19 protein-coding genes are annotated in these 15,450 nt (G+C 51.9%); 9 read left to right on the plus strand and 10 right to left on the minus strand.

What is annotated here, in order from left to right:
* Positions 1 to 8: 8 nt before the first annotated feature.
* The 5 genes from HZ297_RS04865 to hisB are packed head-to-tail and all read right to left on the minus strand — an operon-like array spanning position 9 to position 3,112.
* On the minus strand, positions 9 to 338 hold the full coding sequence (locus tag HZ297_RS04865) for a phosphoribosyl-ATP diphosphatase (RefSeq protein ID WP_178861879.1): 330 nt from the start codon (positions 336 to 338) through the stop codon (positions 9 to 11).
* Positions 335 to 1,108, minus strand: coding sequence for an imidazole glycerol phosphate synthase subunit HisF (gene hisF, locus HZ297_RS04870; RefSeq protein WP_178861880.1), 774 nt, complete (start codon positions 1,106 to 1,108; stop codon positions 335 to 337). The genes HZ297_RS04865 and hisF overlap by 4 nt, the downstream gene beginning before the upstream one ends.
* 9 nt (positions 1,109 to 1,117) lie before the next feature.
* Positions 1,118 to 1,861 carry a 1-(5-phosphoribosyl)-5-[(5-phosphoribosylamino)methylideneamino]imidazole-4-carboxamide isomerase gene (hisA, locus tag HZ297_RS04875; protein WP_178861881.1) on the minus strand — a complete coding sequence of 248 codons (744 nt, stop codon included), beginning with the start codon at positions 1,859 to 1,861 and terminating at the stop codon, positions 1,118 to 1,120.
* A 25-nt stretch (positions 1,862 to 1,886) separates the two neighbouring features.
* Positions 1,887 to 2,525 carry an imidazole glycerol phosphate synthase subunit HisH gene (gene hisH / locus HZ297_RS04880; protein ID WP_178861882.1) on the minus strand — a complete coding sequence of 213 codons (639 nt, stop codon included), beginning with the start codon at positions 2,523 to 2,525 and terminating at the stop codon, positions 1,887 to 1,889.
* A complete protein-coding gene (hisB, locus tag HZ297_RS04885) occupies positions 2,525 to 3,112 on the minus strand; it encodes an imidazoleglycerol-phosphate dehydratase HisB (RefSeq protein ID WP_178861883.1) in 588 nt (195 codons plus the stop codon). The genes hisH and hisB overlap by 1 nt, the downstream gene beginning before the upstream one ends.
* A 450-nt stretch (positions 3,113 to 3,562) precedes the next feature.
* Between hisB and ccoN the strand changes: the two genes are divergently transcribed.
* The 9 genes from ccoN (at position 3,563) to ccoS (ending at position 12,287) form a co-directional block, all read left to right on the plus strand.
* Positions 3,563 to 4,993: a cytochrome-c oxidase, cbb3-type subunit I gene (gene ccoN / locus HZ297_RS04890; protein WP_178861884.1), complete on the plus strand. Its 1,431-nt coding sequence runs from the start codon at positions 3,563 to 3,565 to the stop codon at positions 4,991 to 4,993.
* Positions 4,994 to 5,064: 71 nt separating this feature from the next.
* A complete protein-coding gene (gene ccoO, locus HZ297_RS04895) occupies positions 5,065 to 5,895 on the plus strand; it encodes a cytochrome-c oxidase, cbb3-type subunit II (protein ID WP_178861885.1) in 831 nt (276 codons plus the stop codon).
* A gap of 5 nt (positions 5,896 to 5,900) precedes the next feature.
* The gene (locus tag HZ297_RS04900; protein WP_343034764.1) at positions 5,901 to 6,083 is read left to right on the plus strand and encodes a cbb3-type cytochrome c oxidase subunit 3; all 183 of its coding nucleotides are present in this window, start codon (positions 5,901 to 5,903) and stop codon (positions 6,081 to 6,083) included.
* A 21-nt stretch (positions 6,084 to 6,104) separates the two neighbouring features.
* Positions 6,105 to 7,013: a cytochrome-c oxidase, cbb3-type subunit III gene (gene ccoP / locus HZ297_RS04905; protein WP_178861886.1), complete on the plus strand. Its 909-nt coding sequence runs from the start codon at positions 6,105 to 6,107 to the stop codon at positions 7,011 to 7,013.
* Positions 7,014 to 7,129: 116 nt separating this feature from the next.
* Positions 7,130 to 7,270: a hypothetical protein gene (locus HZ297_RS04910; protein WP_178861887.1), complete on the plus strand. Its 141-nt coding sequence runs from the start codon at positions 7,130 to 7,132 to the stop codon at positions 7,268 to 7,270.
* 145 nt (positions 7,271 to 7,415) lie between these two features.
* Complete coding sequence (gene ccoG, locus HZ297_RS04915) at positions 7,416 to 8,885, plus strand: cytochrome c oxidase accessory protein CcoG (RefSeq protein ID WP_178861888.1); 1,470 nt, start codon at positions 7,416 to 7,418, stop codon at positions 8,883 to 8,885.
* A 118-nt stretch (positions 8,886 to 9,003) separates the two neighbouring features.
* Positions 9,004 to 9,525 (plus strand): FixH family protein, encoded by a 522-nt coding sequence (locus tag HZ297_RS04920; RefSeq protein ID WP_178861889.1) that lies wholly within the window; start codon positions 9,004 to 9,006, stop codon positions 9,523 to 9,525.
* Positions 9,526 to 9,528: 3 nt separating this feature from the next.
* Complete coding sequence (locus HZ297_RS04925) at positions 9,529 to 12,021, plus strand: heavy metal translocating P-type ATPase (protein ID WP_178861890.1); 2,493 nt, start codon at positions 9,529 to 9,531, stop codon at positions 12,019 to 12,021.
* On the plus strand, positions 12,021 to 12,287 hold the full coding sequence (ccoS, locus tag HZ297_RS12040) for a cbb3-type cytochrome oxidase assembly protein CcoS (RefSeq protein WP_246261633.1): 267 nt from the start codon (positions 12,021 to 12,023) through the stop codon (positions 12,285 to 12,287). The genes HZ297_RS04925 and ccoS overlap by 1 nt, the downstream gene beginning before the upstream one ends.
* Positions 12,288 to 12,388: 101 nt before the next feature.
* Here the strand turns inward: ccoS and HZ297_RS04935 are convergent, their stop codons facing one another.
* From HZ297_RS04935 to pip, 5 genes are read right to left on the minus strand one after another with little or no spacing between them, the layout of a single operon-like run.
* Positions 12,389 to 13,030, minus strand: coding sequence for a type 2 periplasmic-binding domain-containing protein (locus HZ297_RS04935; RefSeq protein WP_178861891.1), 642 nt, complete (start codon positions 13,028 to 13,030; stop codon positions 12,389 to 12,391).
* Entirely contained in the window at positions 13,027 to 13,614 is a 588-nt protein-coding gene (locus tag HZ297_RS04940) for a hypothetical protein (protein WP_178861892.1), read from the minus strand. The genes HZ297_RS04935 and HZ297_RS04940 overlap by 4 nt, the downstream gene beginning before the upstream one ends.
* A 59-nt stretch (positions 13,615 to 13,673) precedes the next feature.
* Complete coding sequence (locus HZ297_RS04945) at positions 13,674 to 14,033, minus strand: Hpt domain-containing protein (protein WP_178861893.1); 360 nt, start codon at positions 14,031 to 14,033, stop codon at positions 13,674 to 13,676.
* On the minus strand, positions 14,030 to 14,470 hold the full coding sequence (gene dtd, locus HZ297_RS04950) for a D-aminoacyl-tRNA deacylase (RefSeq protein ID WP_178861894.1): 441 nt from the start codon (positions 14,468 to 14,470) through the stop codon (positions 14,030 to 14,032). The genes HZ297_RS04945 and dtd overlap by 4 nt, the downstream gene beginning before the upstream one ends.
* Entirely contained in the window at positions 14,467 to 15,432 is a 966-nt protein-coding gene (gene pip / locus HZ297_RS04955) for a prolyl aminopeptidase (protein WP_178861895.1), read from the minus strand. Before pip ends, dtd begins: the two co-directional genes overlap by 4 nt.
* Between the last annotated feature and the right edge of the window lie 18 nt (positions 15,433 to 15,450).

Below are 15,450 nucleotides of genomic sequence, written 5' to 3' on the forward strand. Positions count from 1 at the left end.
CAGGCTCCTTATTTTGAGCGGTTGGCTTTTTCTTCATGGCCGGATAGGCCGAAGCGTCTTTGTAGTTCTTGCGTGATGTCCTGGCTGGACAGCCCTTGTGAGGCAAGCAGAACGAGGGTGTGAAACCACAGGTCGGTGATTTCATACACTAAATGAGCTTTATCGCCGTTGTGTTCGAGGTCTTTGGCCGCCATGACGGTTTCCACAGACTCTTCGGCGATTTTTTTCAGAATTTTTTCCATGCCCTTGGCGTACAGGCTGGCGACATAGGATTGGCTGGGGTCGTCCAGTTTGCGGGCTTCAAGCACCAGGTCGAGTTGTTTGAGAATGTCGCTCATAGACGCACCTCGATACCTTGTGCCTGCATGGCCTCTTTGGCTTCTTGCACGGTGTATTCTCCAAAATGGAAGATACTGGCGGCCAAGACCGCTTCGGCGCCGCCTTGTTTGACGCCGTCAACCAGATGCTGCAAGTTGCCGACGCCGCCGGAGGCGATCACCGGGATTTTGACGCGGCGGGTGATTTCATGCATCAGTTGCAGGTCAAAGCCGCTTTTGGTGCCGTCGCGGTCCATGCTGGTGATCAGCAGTTCGCCGGCGCCCAGCTCTTCCATCTGTTGTGCCCATTCAATGGCGTCAATGCCGGTCTCTTTGCGGCCGCCGTGGGTGAAGATCTCCCATCTGTCGGCGTCACCCGGCCTGCTGACTTTTTTGGCATCGATGGCAACGACAATGCATTGCGAGCCGAAGGTGTCGCAGGCTTCTTTGACAAAACCGGGGTTTACGATAGCGGCCGAGTTGATGGAGACTTTGTCTGCGCCGGCATTGAGCATGCGGCGGATGTCTTCAAGGCAGCGGATGCCGCCGCCGACGGTCAGCGGAATGAATACCTGGCTGGCCACTTCTTCGACGACATGCACCATGGTGTCACGCTCGTGGGCGGTGGCGGTGATGTCTAAAAAGGTGATTTCGTCGGCGCCTTGCAGGTCGTAGCGCTTGGCGATTTCGACCGGGTCGCCGGCATCGCGGATGTCGACAAACTGCACGCCTTTGACGACGCGGCCGTTATCGACATCCAAACAGGGAATAATGCGTTTCGCTAAACTCATGGGCGCGCCTTATTTAAAAGGGGAAAGTTCATCGGATAGCGCCTGGCCGGCCTGGAAATCGAGCGTGCCTTCGTAGATGGCGCGGCCGGTTATGGCGCCGCTGACGCCGTCGGCTTCGATGGTCGCCAGATGGCGGATATCGTCCAGGTTGGTGATGCCGCCTGAGGCGATAATCGGAATATTGACCGCTTTGGCGAGTGCCTGAGTGGCTTCGATATTCACACCCTGCATCATGCCGTCACGCCCGATGTCGGTATAGATAATCGCTTCAACCCCGTCGTTTTCGAATTGCTTGGCCAGTGTTTTGACCTCGAAATCGGTGACTTCGGCCCAGCCGTTGATGGCGACCATGCCGTCTTTAGCGTCAAGGCCGACCATGATGTGACCCGGGAAGGCTTGGCAGGCTTCGGCAACGAACTCAGGGTTGTGAACCGCTTTGGTGCCGATAATGCAGTAGCTGACGCCGGCGTTCAGGTAGGCTTCGATGGTTTTCAGGTCGCGGATGCCGCCGCCGATTTGGATCGGTAGTTCAGGATAGGCTTCACGCACTTGATACACGGCTGAGTCATTGACCGGTTTGCCGTCGAAGGCGCCGTTGAGGTCAACCATGTGCAGGCGGCGTGCGCCCTGGCTGACCCAGCGTTCCGCCATGGCGACGATGTCGCCGGAGAAAACGGTGGCGTCTTCCATAATGCCTTGACGCAGGCGTACGCATTGGCCGTCTTTTAAGTCAATTGCTGGAATGAGTAGCATAGAGTTTACGTCCTAGGAAATCAGATCAGTGGCCGTTCCAGGCCAGGAAATTCTTAAACAGTTGCAGGCCATGTTCGGCGCTTTTTTCGGGATGCGCTTGAATGGCAAATAGGTTTTGGTGGCTCAGTGCCGAGGCAAAAGTCTGTCCATGCGTGGTTTCGCCGGCAATGTAGGCTTTGTTTTCCGGCTGCACAAAGTAGCTGTGTACGAAATAAAAGCGGCTATCCTGGGGGATGTTATGCCATAAAGGGTGATCGTTGGTTTGATGGATTTGGTTCCAGCCCATATGCGGGATCTTGAGTTCCGGGTGGGCGGTTTCATCAAAATGTACCACTTGGCCTTTGATGACATCCAAACAGTCAACGCCGTTGTTCTCGTCGCTGTGACTCATCAACACTTGCAGGCCCATGCAGATGCCGAAAAAAGGTTTTTCTTTGGCGGCTTTCTGGATGGGGTGAATCATGCCGGTATCCATCAGGGCTTTCATGCACGCTTTGGCCGCGCCCTGGCCGGGGAAAATGATGGCGTCGGCGTCTTCGATTTCACCAGGATGGCTGGTGACGATGATGCGCGTCTGCGCGTCGGCCATGTGCTCAGCCGCTTTGGAAACCGAACGCAGATTGCCCATGCCGTAGTCAACGACGGCGACGAGTTTCTGATTCATTACAGGCTTCCTTTGGTTGACGGCATTTTGCCGGCCATGCGTTCATCGGTGGAAAGCGCCATGCGCAATGCACGCCCAAAGGCTTTGAAAATGGTTTCGGCCTGATGGTGGGCGTTGATGCCGCGAATGTTGTCGATATGCAAGGTGGCCTGCGCGTGGTTCACAAAGCCTTGGAAGAATTCCATGACAAGCTGTGTTTCGAACGTGCCGATCTGTTCACGGGTAAAGTCGCAGTGAAATTGCAAACCGGGACGACCCGACAGATCGATGACGACGCGCGACAGGGCTTCGTCCAGCGGTACATAGGCATGTCCGTAGCGGGTGATGCCTTTTTTGTCGCCCACGGCGGTTTTGATGGCCTGGCCCAATGCAATGCCGACATCTTCAACGGTATGATGGTCGTCGATGTGCAGATCGCCATTGGCTTGGATATCTAGGTCAATCATGCCGTGACGTGCGATCTGGTCGAGCATATGTTCAAAAAAAGGCACGCCAGTGTTGAGCTTGGCTTCACCTTGGCCGTCAAGATTGACAGAAATTTTGATTTGGGTTTCTAAAGTATTGCGTTCAATCGTGGCTGTGCGCATTGCTTGAATCCTGTACAACTGTAAGTGGCAATATAATAACTGAAAATTGTGAATAATGTCGGTTAGATGTCAGTCAATCCATAGGGTGGGATTTTGCGTTGACGGCCGGTTAAAGCGGTTGTACCTGGCAGGGTGGTCCAGGTAGCTTGCAAGTTTGGTAAAGATTGTTTGATATACCCATATAAATTTTTTTTAGTACAGAATAAAAGGTATGTTTGGGATAATTGCGGGGTTTAACTTCTGGAATCGCCTGTTTCGTTTTGAAAGTGTTTGGGTTTGGATTGCATCAAAATCTTGATGTGAAACAAGTTTGAACGGCATTTAATAAAAAAAGGCCGGAAGCGAGCATTGTATAATCAAGCTCGACTGAGGAGCCTCTTTTTGTTAATGAAATGCAATTTTCAAAACGGAAGGGGTAAAACTTAAAGACTATAAAGGGGAATCCGACTGATGGATACTGTAGCAAAACCACAATATGACAATGGGGTGGTTAAGTATTTAACGGTGGGTGCAATCGTCTTCTTGGTGCTGGGTACTTTTATGGGTACGTTTGCAGCATCGCAGTTGGCATGGCCTGCGTTAAATTTTGACATTGCGGAAATTACGTTTGCTCGTTTGCGTGTAATGCATACGAACACCGTTATCTTCGCGTTTGGTGGTATGACTTTGATGGCGACCGCTTTCTATACCGTACAGCGTACGAACGGTGTGAAGCTGTGGAGCAACTCAATGGCCTGGTGGACAGCGATTTTGTTCACAATTGGTCTGTTGGCCGTTGTTGTGACCATCTCTTTAGGGATGACGACTGGTAAAGAGTACCATGAGCAAGAGTGGCCGCTGGCAATCGCGGTTGCAGTTGTATGGACTTTGTATACGTTCAACTTTGTAATGACCATTGCGTCACGTAACAAAGAAACTCACCCGAACGTGTATGTTTCTAACTGGTTCTTCCTGGGTATGATGATCGCAATCACTTACTTGTATGTGGTTAACGGTTTGGCAATTCCTGTTTCTCTGTTCCGTTCTTACTCTATGTTTGCCGGTGTGCAAGATGCCATGATTCAGTGGTGGTGGGGTCATAACGCGGTAGGTTTCTTCTTGACGGCTGGTTTCTTGGCGATCATGTACTACTTCGTTCCTAAGCAAGCACAGCGTCCAATCTACTCATACCGCCTGTCAGTCATTCACTTCTGGGCATTGATGTTCGGTTATGTATGGTTGGGTGCTCACCACTTGCAATACACGGCACTGCCAGACTGGACAGGTTCGTTGGGTGCGGTTATTTCTTTGGCGATGATTATCCCTTCATGGGGTGGCGCGCTTAACGGTATGTTGACGCTTTCAGGTGCTTGGGACCGTCTGCGTACGGATTACATTCTTCGTTTCTTGATCATCTCATTGGCTTTCTATGCGATGTCAACGTTCGAAGGTCCTGTAATGGCTTCTAAAACTGTAAACGCACTATCTCACTACACTGACTGGACGGTTGGTCACGTTCACTCTGGCGCTTTGGGTTGGGTTGCGATGGTTTCTATCGGTGCGTTGTACCACATGGTAATGAAATTGTGGAACACTGAAATGTACTCGATGAAACTGATTAACTTCCATTTCTGGTTGGCTACGATTGGTACGGTGTTCTATATCGTTGCAATGTGGGTATCAGGCATCATGCAAGGTTTGATGTGGCGTGCTTATGACGAGTACGGTACTTTGGCCTACACCTTTGCTGAGTCTGTTGCAGCAATGCACCCATACTATGCAATGCGTGCACTAGGTGGTCTGTTGTTCTTCAGTGGTGCTGCGGTGATGTTGTACAACGTTGTGATGACAATCCGTATGGCTAACGCTAAAGCGACAAGCCAAGTCGGTGCACACGCATAATAACGATAGAGCATAAGCGGTAAGTAACGTTACCGCTTGACTGAAACTAATGAGTTGAGGAGCACAAACTCATGGCTGACAATCAACAACCAAAAAACCTTCAGGATGGTTTGGAGCGCAATATTTTTGCGCTGTTCCTGGCAACGGCATTCGCGGTTTCTATCGCGGGTATTGTTGAAATCGTACCGCTGTTTTATCTCAAATCTGCTGTGGATTACACCGAGCAAACAGATAAATACGGTAACGCTAAAAACGAAAAGTTCCCAGAATTGGTTTGGGAACGTACTTTCACTGAAGACGCAAACGGTAAACTGGTAGCCGACAAGGCGCTTTACAAGTTGGATAAAAACGGTAAAGCGGTTATGGCGGACTGGAAAGCCGGAGATGGCGTGCGTCCATACACTCCTCTAGAGTTGGCTGGCCGTGACATCTACCTTCGTGAAGGTTGCTATATCTGTCACTCGCAAATGATCCGTCCGTTCCGTGATGAACGCGAGCGTTATGGTCATTATTCTTTGGCGACTGAGTCCATGTACGATCACCCGATGCAGTGGGGTTCAAAACGTACTGGTCCTGACTTGGCTCGTCTTGGCGGCAAATACTCAGATGAATGGCACGTTATGCACTTGATCCGTCCACAAGACATGGTGCCCGAGTCAGTTATGCCGGCTTATCCTTGGTTGGTCGAGAACAGTATTGAAAAAGATTTCTTTGGTACTGAGCGTGATATGAACAAGCGTCTTTCAGTAATGCGTACTCTGGGTGTTCCGTACACTGATGAGGAAATTGAAAACGCCAATGCGGCTATCAAAGGGCATACTGAGATGGATGCACTAGTAGCTTACCTGCAAGTTCTTGGAACAATGGTTAAGCTTGACGATAGCAAAACATATCGTGAGTAAACTGCGTGAGCAATCTTGAACAATATCTGAGCACGGACTGGTCTGCAATGACAGGCCAGGACTGGGCTGGATTAATCATCACAGTCTTGGTTTTCTTGGGAATGCTGATTACCTTCTGGATGACTCTGCGTCCCGGTAAGCGTAAAGAGCTTGAAGAAGAAAAATACAAAATACTGAAAGATGACTAATTTATTCTGAGGAGACTAACTATGGCACTACACAATCCATGGCCAGATGAAGGGAATACCGGCCATATTTGGGATGAAGATCTACGTGAACTAGACAACCCGCCGCCGCTATGGTGGATGCTGTCGTTTTACGCAGGCTTTATCATGATCGTTTTCTATGCTTTGTACTACCCAACTATTCCGTTGACGGATAACTCCGGTGAGTTCACCAAAGGTATGGCAGGTTGGACACAGGTTGAAGAGTACCATGATGATTACACGGTACTTAAAGACTGGCGTAAGGCCAAATTCGCTGACAAGGAAGAAAAACTGGCGACTATGTCGGTTGATGAAATCCTGAAAGACGAAGATATGAAGTCTTATGCAGTGGCTACTTCAAAAATGCTTTTCGGTGACTACTGTGCGGCGTGTCATGGCGCGGGCGGTCAAGGTAACCCGAACTTCCCGGTTTTGGCGGATGATGATTGGTTGTGGGGCGGTAAAGCGGCTCAAATCGAAGCGACTATCAACAATGGCCGTATCGGTAATATGCCTGCAAAAGGCATGATGGGTAACTTGACTGAACAAGAAATCGCTGACGTTGCTGATTACGTGATCGCGTTGTCTGAAGGTAAAGGCAATGACACTACGTTTGCTGCAGGTAAGGCAGTCTACACCAAAGGTATGTGTATGGCTTGCCATGGCCCGGCCGGTAAGCCATTGGCTCCAGCAGGTGCGGCTAACCTAACAGACCAGGTTTGGCGTTTCAGTGCTGATCGTGATGAAGTTATTAACGTCATCACAAACGGTGTAAACGTGAAGAAAAACGGTGTTTACCTAGCTGGTACAAAACAAGCGGTAATGCCGGCGTTCAAAGAGCGTTTGCCAAATGCTGAAGTTAACGTTAAACGTCTAGCTGTTTATGTTCACGCGCTTGGCGGTGGACAGTAAGGTGATTGATGTGATCATCGCTTAACTGAAAGAGGAGGGGAGGGCGTTTGTTCTCCCTTCTTTGTTTCGGTCGTTCATTAACTTGATTTAAATCAAGAATACTGAGGAGTATAGATATGGGTGATTTAAATAATGACTGGGTACTATGGGGCTCTATTGGCGCGCTGGTACTTTCAATCGTAGCGTTGGTTGCCTTTGGATGGAAAGCAACGCGCGGAATTGAAGGTCTTGAAAAAGACGAAAACACAAAGGACTGATATTCGGTTCTTGTGAATAAAAATAGGCCTACAGATGTAGGCCTATTTTTATTTATAAGCCACAATAAAAATATTGACTTATCACTGGTAGGGTAATTTTTATAGAATGTCAGCCGAAAGGAATTAGGATTGCAAGGATCGCCTTATGTCTACTGAAAACAAAGAAGTAAAAAACAAAAGTGCTACCGCAGCCTCAGTATTTGATGATGTGGAAACCACCAATAAGAATCTGCAGAGCATCGGGGTAGAAATCCTCCCGGTGCATACTGGCGGAACCGTGCATGCGAAACGTATTCCAGGTGCGTTCCGTACCTTCAAATGGTGGGCAGCTTCATTCTGGATTATTCTGTTTGTTGGCCCTTACCTTCGCTGGGATGGGCATCAGGCCATTCTGTTTGATTTGCCAAATCGCCAATTTCATATCTTTGGCATGACCATTCTGCCGCAGGATATCTGGATTCTGGCAATGATTTTGCTGTTTTTTGCGCTGTTGTTGGCCGCTTCTACCGCTATTGCGGGGCGCCTATGGTGCGGGTATTTCTGTTTCCATACCGTCTGGACAGACGTTTATACCTGGATTGAAGAAAAAATCGAAGGTCAACCCAATAAGCGCATGAAGTTGGACGAAGAACCGATGAGTCTGTCCAAGTTAAAGGTCAAAGTGCCTAAACATGCGCTGTGGTTGTTGATTGGCCTGGCAACTTCATTCAGTTTTGTGGCTTATTTTGTGGATGCGTTTGACCTGTGGCAACGCCTGTTCACTCTGGACTGGGGGGTTACTGAAACTACAACGGTTATAGCGTTGGGACTGGCGACTTACTTCTTTGCGGGTATTCTGCGTGAGCAGGTGTGTATCGGTTTCTGCCCTTATGCGCGTATCCAGGGTGCGATGTACGACACCGAAACGGTGGTGCCAACCTACGACAAGGAGCGCGGTGAGCCACGCGGGCGTATGAAACGCGTCAAGCCGGGTGAAGAAGCGCCTGAATTGGGGGATTGTATCGACTGTAACCTGTGTGTGGCGGTCTGTCCGACCGGGGTGGATATTCGTTACGGTCAACAGTTTGGATGTATCACCTGCGGCTTGTGTATCGATGCGTGTGACTCGGTCATGGAAAAGATCAAAAAACCGAAAGGCTTGATCCGTTACGCCTCGCTGGCTGAGTTTGCCGGTAAAGAGTTGCCTGCGATCTGGAAGCGTCCGCGAGTGGTCGTTTATTCTTCGATTATGACGCTTGCTGCGGTCATGATTTTGTGGGGACTGACGACTATGTCGCCGATGGATGTCAAAGCCCTGCATGAGCGCGCGCCTTTATTTGTGCAGATGAGCGACGGCAATATCCAGAACAAATGGACCATGAAAGTCGTCAACAAGGGCAATATGCCGATGAAGGCCGAAATCACGGTTGAAGGGCCAGAAGGTATGGCCTTCAATGTCGACAAGGTGCTGGATATTCAGCCGGGTAACGTTGGCTCCACCAATCTGTTTGTGCGCATTCCGAGAACGCAGCTCAAGGATGTCAATACGCCGATTGTCATTAAAGTGGTCGACCTCAATAACCCAGTTGTTGTTGAGTATTATGAAACGACCTTTATCGGCCCACGCGTGCGCTAATAAGGTTATTAATCTTATTGTCTCAAGTCGACGGCTTACGGTTAAAGACAAGAGATAAGGATGCTGTATAATGAAAGCCCTTTTTACAAGGGCTTTTTTATTTTCAGGAGAAAATACAATGTCTTATACAAATGAAGATCGCCGTGATTGGAGCAATGCGTGGAAAAATCCGTTTGTGATTGCCTGGTTTGTGCTGCTGACCATTGTCCTTGCGGTGAACTTCTTTATGGTGAGCATGGCGATTGTCACCAACCCCGGTCTGGTCATTGACGATTTCTACGAGAAAGGCAAAAACATGGATGCGGTGCTGGCGGCGCGCAAGCGCATGGAGCAGTTAGGCTGGCAACTGGATGTCGATATGCCTATCCTCTCCGAAGGCAAGGTGCAGCGAGTTACCCTTACGGTATTGAATAAGGAGCATCAACCCATGGATGTGGATACGGCGATGCTCTATTACTACCGTCCGTCGGACAAGAAGCTGGACGGTGAAGTGGCTTTACATTCAACCGGCATCACCGGGCAATACGCGGTAGATTTTGTACTGCCGCTTAAAGGCAAGTGGGATCTGATGGTCGAGGTCAATAAAGGCGAAGAGCGCTTTAATATCGGGCGATCCATCATGGTACAGGACCCTCAGTAAGTCATGGCGCAGCAGTGCTTTCATTGCGGTCAGGCCATCCCGCAAGGCGAATTGGTTCTCAGACCTATTCAGGGTGAAGAAAGAGCCTTCTGCTGTCACGGCTGCGCTTCTGTCTGCGAGGTCATCTATGAAGCCGGTATGCAGAGTTTCTACCAGCGCACACCTGACGGCGAACTGCTCTCGCCGCCGCCTCCGCCGAATAAAGATATCGAATTCTACGACCATGATGAGGTTCAATCGCAGTATGTCGGCGATTTAGGCGATCGCCGCGAAATCACGTTGATGTCCGAAGCCATCCACTGTGCCGCCTGCGTCTGGCTGATCGAGCACACCATGGCTAAAATGGACGGTGTACTGCTGGCGACCGTCAACTTCACCAACAAGCAGATCAAGGTGCGCTGGGATAACCAGCGCGTCAAGCTGTCCGATATCATCAAAAAACTCAACAGCATCGGCTACGATGCCACGCCTTACGACCCGTCCGCCAGCGAAGCCGCCTATCGCAAAGCCAATCGTGAACTGCTTTACCGACTGGGATTTGCCGGTTTTACGATGATGAACGTCATGTGGTTCTCGGTAGCCCTGTATAGCGGCGCTGCCGACGATCTGGAATACCGCAATTATTTCCACTGGCTGGAATTTATCATCGCCACGGCGACACTCGCCTACTCCGGACAGCCTTTCCTGAAAGGCGCGTGGACGTCCATCAAATCGCGCAGCGTCGGCATGGATGTGTCCATCAGTCTTGGCATGCTGACGACCTATTTCTACTCGTTGTGGGTCACGATGCACCCCGAAAACGTCGGCGAAGTCTACTTTGATACGCTGATCGATTTTATGTTCCTGTTGCTGATAGGCCGTTACCTGGAGGCCATCTCCAAAAACAAAGCGATTGACGCCTCGCGGCGTTTGATGGACCTGCAACCCAAGGTGGCGCGCTTATGGGAAAACGGCGAGAGCAGAATTGTGCCGGTGCGCACCTTGTTGAAAGGCGCCACTATTTTGGTCAAACCGGGCGACCAGTTTCCGGTGGATGGGCATGTCGTCGACGGCGAAAGCATGGTCAACGAGGCGATGTTGAGCGGCGAATCCCGGGAAATTCCAAAAAGCAAAGGCGATGCGGTGTCTGCCGGTACGCTGAATATCGATGGCACTTTGAGCGTTGCGGTGGATTCGATTTTGCAGGATACCAAGTTGGGGCGCATCGTGCATCTGGTCGAGGAAGCGCAGGGCTCGAAAGCGCCTATTCAATGCACCGCGGATAAGATCATGCCGTGGTTTGTCAGCACCACCATTACCCTGGCCGCCATGAGTTTTGTCTACTGGTATTTCAATGCCGGCATCGAATTTGCGATTATGACGGGCACTGCGGTATTGATCATTACCTGCCCCTGCGCCTTCGGTTTGGCCACGCCGATGGCGATAGCCGTCGCCTCCGGCGTTTCGGCACGCAACGGGATTTTGATCAAGAATGGCACGGTGCTGGAAACCCTCCATCAAATTGAGCATTTTGTTTTCGATAAAACCGGCACCCTGACCAAAGGGCAGATGAAGCTGGTGGATGCGCTATGGGAAGCAGAGGTTGATGAAAAGCGCCTGTTGCAACAAGTCGCGTCGGTCGAATTCAGATCGGAGCACAGTCTGGCGCACGCCTTGACCGAGTCGGTCAAGCAGCGTTATGGATTCGGCAGCCGTGACTGGCTGGAGGTCGAAAGCTTTAAGGCTCATCCCGGCAAAGGGGTGTATGGAGTGGTCAACGCCGTTGCTCTGCAGATCGGTACCGCCAAATGGCTGCAGAGCGAAGGCGTAGCCTTGCCGCCAGCCTTGCAGGACGCGGCAGAACAGCGTGCCTATCAAGCGCAAACGGCCGTGTGGGTTGCCAAAGCGGGTCAGGTGCAGGGGGTGCTCTTTCTGGAAGACGAAATCCGTCCTGAAGCGGCGGAACTGGTCGCGCGCCTCAAGGCTCAGGGCAAACGCGTCACCCTGTTAAGCGGCGACTGCAAGGTCGTGGCCGACAGCGTTGCAGAGAAACTCGGCGGCATGCATGTGATTGCCGAAGTCCTGCCGGAAGATAAAAACCAGGTGATTCGCGACCTGCAGGCAGAGGGACAGAAAGTCGCCATGATCGGTGATGGCGTCAATGACGCTCCGGCTTTGGTGCGTGCCGATGTCGGCATAGCGCTGGGTTCGGGAACCGACGTTTCCATGGACAGTGCCGATATTGTTTTGATGGGGAACGATATTCTGGCGGTAGACACCGCGGTGGCATTGTCGGCACGCACCCTGAAGACGATTAAGCAGAACATTGCCAGCTCGATTACCTATAACCTGATTATGGTGCCCTTGGCGATGAGCGGCGTGCTGACGCCGTTGATTGCGGCGATCACCATGCCGCTAAGCAGTCTGGTGGTGATTGGCAACGCCGCGCGGATTCGCAGTTTTTTCACCCCTAAAGCGATTGCGGCACGCCGCCGTCCGCAGCAAGGAGAACACTGATGGATGTCATCTATGGTCTGATTCCGATGATGCTGTTATTTGGCTTTCTGGTCGTTGTGGTGTTTATCTGGATGGCCAAAAGCGGCCAGTTTGACGATCTGGACGGTGCCGCCAATCGCATCTTTATGGATGACGACTTTCCGGAGGAGCGCCCAAACGGCGCACAAAAAACTCAACAGGCCGGGTCGGATGCCCAGACTGACGCAAGCGACGCCACTAAGGCCGATACGCAGGCGCAATCCCTGGAGCAAAACGCCAAGAATTGAGGCATAAAAAAACTCAACAGGCCGGGTAGGGTTGCTGCCCATAAAAAAGCCTCGGTTGCTATGCTGCAACCGAGGCTTTGTTGTTTATGCAGAACCCGAGATTAATGCGCGCTGTATTGTAGCGCCTCCGGCCCTTCAGGGTCGATGATCATTTCCAGCCCCAGTTTGGGGAAGAACCAATGGTCCAGACCGTCAGATTGCTTTTCCTTGCGTTCCGGTTCACCAAAGCGCAAGGCAATGCCGCGCTCCGTCAGATTATTGCGCGGAATCAGGGTGGCGCTGACGATGGTTTTATCGAGGAAGGCCAGATTGTCGTCGGAGGCGAGTTTGATCTCCTTGGCACCCGAACCGGTCGGGCTGATTTTGGCGCCGCGGTTATAGACTACCTCCAACTCCTCCGCAGGCACCTGCAGACGCACAGCGATGGCCGCTTTGATTGAGCCGATATAAATCGCCGGAAAATAAGCCTCGGCGGTTTTATTGCTGCCGTCATGGTCGGTGAACAGGCGAATCTCCACATCCTTGCCATAAATCGTCATGGCTTCACGCAGTGTGGTTTGCTGCAGCACCACGCCAAGGGTGTGCAAACGGCCCTGCTCGTCAAAGCGCGCGTTCCACGGCAGCTGTGCTTCATCCAGCGGTTCACGTTGCGGCTGCATCCAGATAAACAGCGCCAGCAGCGCAAAAGAACCGAATAGAACGATCAGGAAAGGCGGAATACCGCGTTTTTTAGTCTGCTTCATGCGCCGCTCTTTTCGTTGGGGTTGGCTTCATCCGCGCCATTGCCAAGCTCGGCATTGGCGTTTTCGCCGCGCGGCAGATATTTGGCGATGGCCGGATTGGAGATGCCGTTGCCGGCATCGTAAACCGAAATGCCGGTCTGCATAAAGGTGATCAGCACCGCCACAAAGATCACCACGGCGGCAAAGCGCAGCGTAATGATTTCACCCAGATTGGTCTGTCCGCCTTCCATAGAGAAATCGTTCATGCTGAAGCCACCCGGGAAGATCGCGTCAATCAGGGTGTAGATCAACACCATGGCGATGGCGATGCCGTAGCTGATCAACAGGATACGTCCGCGACGCCATGCCATGGTCCAGTGCGATGCCACAAACCAGGTGTCGTTGGCAATCACCTGTTTACGCTTGAAGAAGAGGTAGGCGATGACCAGCGAAGAGATGACCGGCACCAGCAGCAGTTCGACGGTCTGGCCGATCTCCAGAACGATCATCGAGATAAACAGGTGGGTGATAATGACATTGATATTGAAGATATGATGCGGCGTTTTGGCGCGGCGTTTTTCGTCTTCGGTCACTTGATAGTGCATGGCCTTCTCCTTGGCTGAAATTCTATGCGAGAGCTTTGCACGAGTGAAGCTCTCATGGATCAGAGCGAATCTAAAAAGGTTTGTAAGTCGGCTATTATCGCCGAATTCTCCCGTTGAATCATTGAAAGAATTTGGGTCATTTGATGAGTATTTTTTGTGGTTTGCAGTTCATTTTGCATTTGCTGGCAGAGGCTTGGCAGTTTCAAGGCGCCGATATTGCCGGAACTGCCTTTAAGACGGTGACACTCCCGGTCGAGCTGCGACCAGTCTTGCACGGCAAACGCGTTGCTGAGATTCTCCAGATTGATTGCGCTGTTGCTGATATAGGTGTGCAATATCGGCGGCAATTTGCTGCTGATGGCAGCGTGCAGCGCATCAAGATGGGCGAAGGAGATGGCGTGGAAGGCGGACTTAGTCATGCAACTTCCAGCCAGAAGGTGACCGGACCGTTGTTGGTCAGGCTGACCTGCATATCCGCTCCGAAACGGCCGCATTGCGGGGAGCGGTAGCGTGTCTTGACGCAAGCCACAAAATCGTCAAACAGTGCGCTGGCTTGATTCGGTGGTGCGCTGCTGCTGAAGCTGGGACGCAAGCCGGAACGCGTATCGGCCGCCAGTGTGAATTGCGGCACCAGCAGCAGTTCGCCATTGGCTTGCTGGACATTCAGATTCATCTTGTCTTTCTCGTCGGCAAATACCCGGTAATGCAGCAGCTTGTGGGTCATTTTGGCAATGGTTTCGGCATTGTCGGCCGGCTGGAAACCCACCAGAACGACCAGGCCGGTTGAAATGCTGCCGATGGTTTCTCCGGCAACCTCCACCCTGCCTTGGGTCACGCGCTGCAACAAACAGATCATTCGACGCCTCCGACATTGACGAAATCGTCGGTGGCTTGCAGCAGGGCTTCGCAGATTTCGCGTTCAAAGGCGGAGTGGCCGGCATGGTGGCAGATGACCAGTTTGGCATTCGGCAGCCGTTCTGCCAGATCAAACGCCTGGTTCACCGGGCAGACCATGTCGTAACGTCCGTGGATAATGGTGGTCGGAATATGCTGGATGACGGCGGCGTTGTGCAGAATCTGCGCCTCTTCGATAAACGCCTCATGGTAGAAATAGTGGCACTCGATGCGCGCCATCGCCAGCGCATGGAAAGGGTCGCCAAAGTGGTTGATCAGGTTGGGATCGGGTTGCAGCGTAGAGGTGCGTCCTTCCCAGACAGACCAGGCTTCGGCGGCGCGCATCCGCGCGATTTCATCGGTGCCGGTCAGCACCTCATGGTAGGCGGCAATCAGGTCGTGACGTTTCTCGACGGGAATCGGCGCGATGTAATCCTGCCAGAAATCGGGGTAGATGCGGTCCGCTCCCTGTTGGTAAAACCAGTGCAGATCGGTTTTGCGGCATAAAAAGATGCCCCGTAGAATCATGCCCGAAACCCGTTCCGGATACGCCTGTGCATAGAGCAGCGCCAGCGTGGAACCCCAGGAACCGCCAAACAGGGCCCATTTGTCGATTTGCAGATGGCGGCGGATTTTCTCGATATCTTCAATCAGGTGAGCGGTGGTATTGTTGGTCAGGCAGGCGTGCGGGCGGGAGCGCCCGCAGCCGCGTTGATCAAACAGTACGATACGGTAGCTGTCGGGATTGAAAAACTGGCGATGAATGGCGCTGTAGCCTCCGCCCGGACCGCCATGAATAAAGAGTACCGGCGTACCGTTCGGATTGCCGCACTCCTCAACGTGCAGGGTATGCGTGGCATCCACCTGCAGGCTGTGCTGCGAGTAGGGTTCGATAGGGGGATAGAGGCAGTCATAAGGCGTCATAGGCATTTCCAGCTCAAA

Origin of the sequence: Thiomicrorhabdus cannonii, from assembly GCF_013391695.1 — a bacterium.
Taxonomy (GTDB): domain Bacteria; phylum Pseudomonadota; class Gammaproteobacteria; order Thiomicrospirales; family Thiomicrospiraceae; genus Thiomicrorhabdus; species Thiomicrorhabdus cannonii.

What these genes read in the sequence shown, in the direction of transcription:
- HZ297_RS04945 (WP_178861893.1), bottom strand. Translation starts at nt 14,033, where the DNA reads ATGACTAAGTCCGCCTTCCACGCCATCTCCTTCGCCCATCTTGATGCG.
- HZ297_RS04925 (WP_178861890.1), top strand. Translation starts at nt 9,529, where the DNA reads ATGGCGCAGCAGTGCTTTCATTGCGGTCAGGCCATCCCGCAAGGCGAA.
- HZ297_RS04910 (WP_178861887.1), top strand. Translation starts at nt 7,130, where the DNA reads ATGGGTGATTTAAATAATGACTGGGTACTATGGGGCTCTATTGGCGCG.
- ccoP (WP_178861886.1), top strand. Translation starts at nt 6,105, where the DNA reads ATGGCACTACACAATCCATGGCCAGATGAAGGGAATACCGGCCATATT.
- HZ297_RS04865 (WP_178861879.1), bottom strand. Translation starts at nt 338, where the DNA reads ATGAGCGACATTCTCAAACAACTCGACCTGGTGCTTGAAGCCCGCAAA.
- pip (WP_178861895.1), bottom strand. Translation starts at nt 15,432, where the DNA reads ATGACGCCTTATGACTGCCTCTATCCCCCTATCGAACCCTACTCGCAG.
- HZ297_RS04920 (WP_178861889.1), top strand. Translation starts at nt 9,004, where the DNA reads ATGTCTTATACAAATGAAGATCGCCGTGATTGGAGCAATGCGTGGAAA.
- hisB (WP_178861883.1), bottom strand. Translation starts at nt 3,112, where the DNA reads ATGCGCACAGCCACGATTGAACGCAATACTTTAGAAACCCAAATCAAA.
- ccoG (WP_178861888.1), top strand. Translation starts at nt 7,416, where the DNA reads ATGTCTACTGAAAACAAAGAAGTAAAAAACAAAAGTGCTACCGCAGCC.
- ccoN (WP_178861884.1), top strand. Translation starts at nt 3,563, where the DNA reads ATGGATACTGTAGCAAAACCACAATATGACAATGGGGTGGTTAAGTAT.
- HZ297_RS04935 (WP_178861891.1), bottom strand. Translation starts at nt 13,030, where the DNA reads ATGAAGCAGACTAAAAAACGCGGTATTCCGCCTTTCCTGATCGTTCTA.
- ccoS (WP_246261633.1), top strand. Translation starts at nt 12,021, where the DNA reads ATGGATGTCATCTATGGTCTGATTCCGATGATGCTGTTATTTGGCTTT.
- hisH (WP_178861882.1), bottom strand. Translation starts at nt 2,525, where the DNA reads ATGAATCAGAAACTCGTCGCCGTCGTTGACTACGGCATGGGCAATCTG.
- hisA (WP_178861881.1), bottom strand. Translation starts at nt 1,861, where the DNA reads ATGCTACTCATTCCAGCAATTGACTTAAAAGACGGCCAATGCGTACGC.
- HZ297_RS04940 (WP_178861892.1), bottom strand. Translation starts at nt 13,614, where the DNA reads ATGCACTATCAAGTGACCGAAGACGAAAAACGCCGCGCCAAAACGCCG.
- hisF (WP_178861880.1), bottom strand. Translation starts at nt 1,108, where the DNA reads ATGAGTTTAGCGAAACGCATTATTCCCTGTTTGGATGTCGATAACGGC.
- ccoO (WP_178861885.1), top strand. Translation starts at nt 5,065, where the DNA reads ATGGCTGACAATCAACAACCAAAAAACCTTCAGGATGGTTTGGAGCGC.
- dtd (WP_178861894.1), bottom strand. Translation starts at nt 14,470, where the DNA reads ATGATCTGTTTGTTGCAGCGCGTGACCCAAGGCAGGGTGGAGGTTGCC.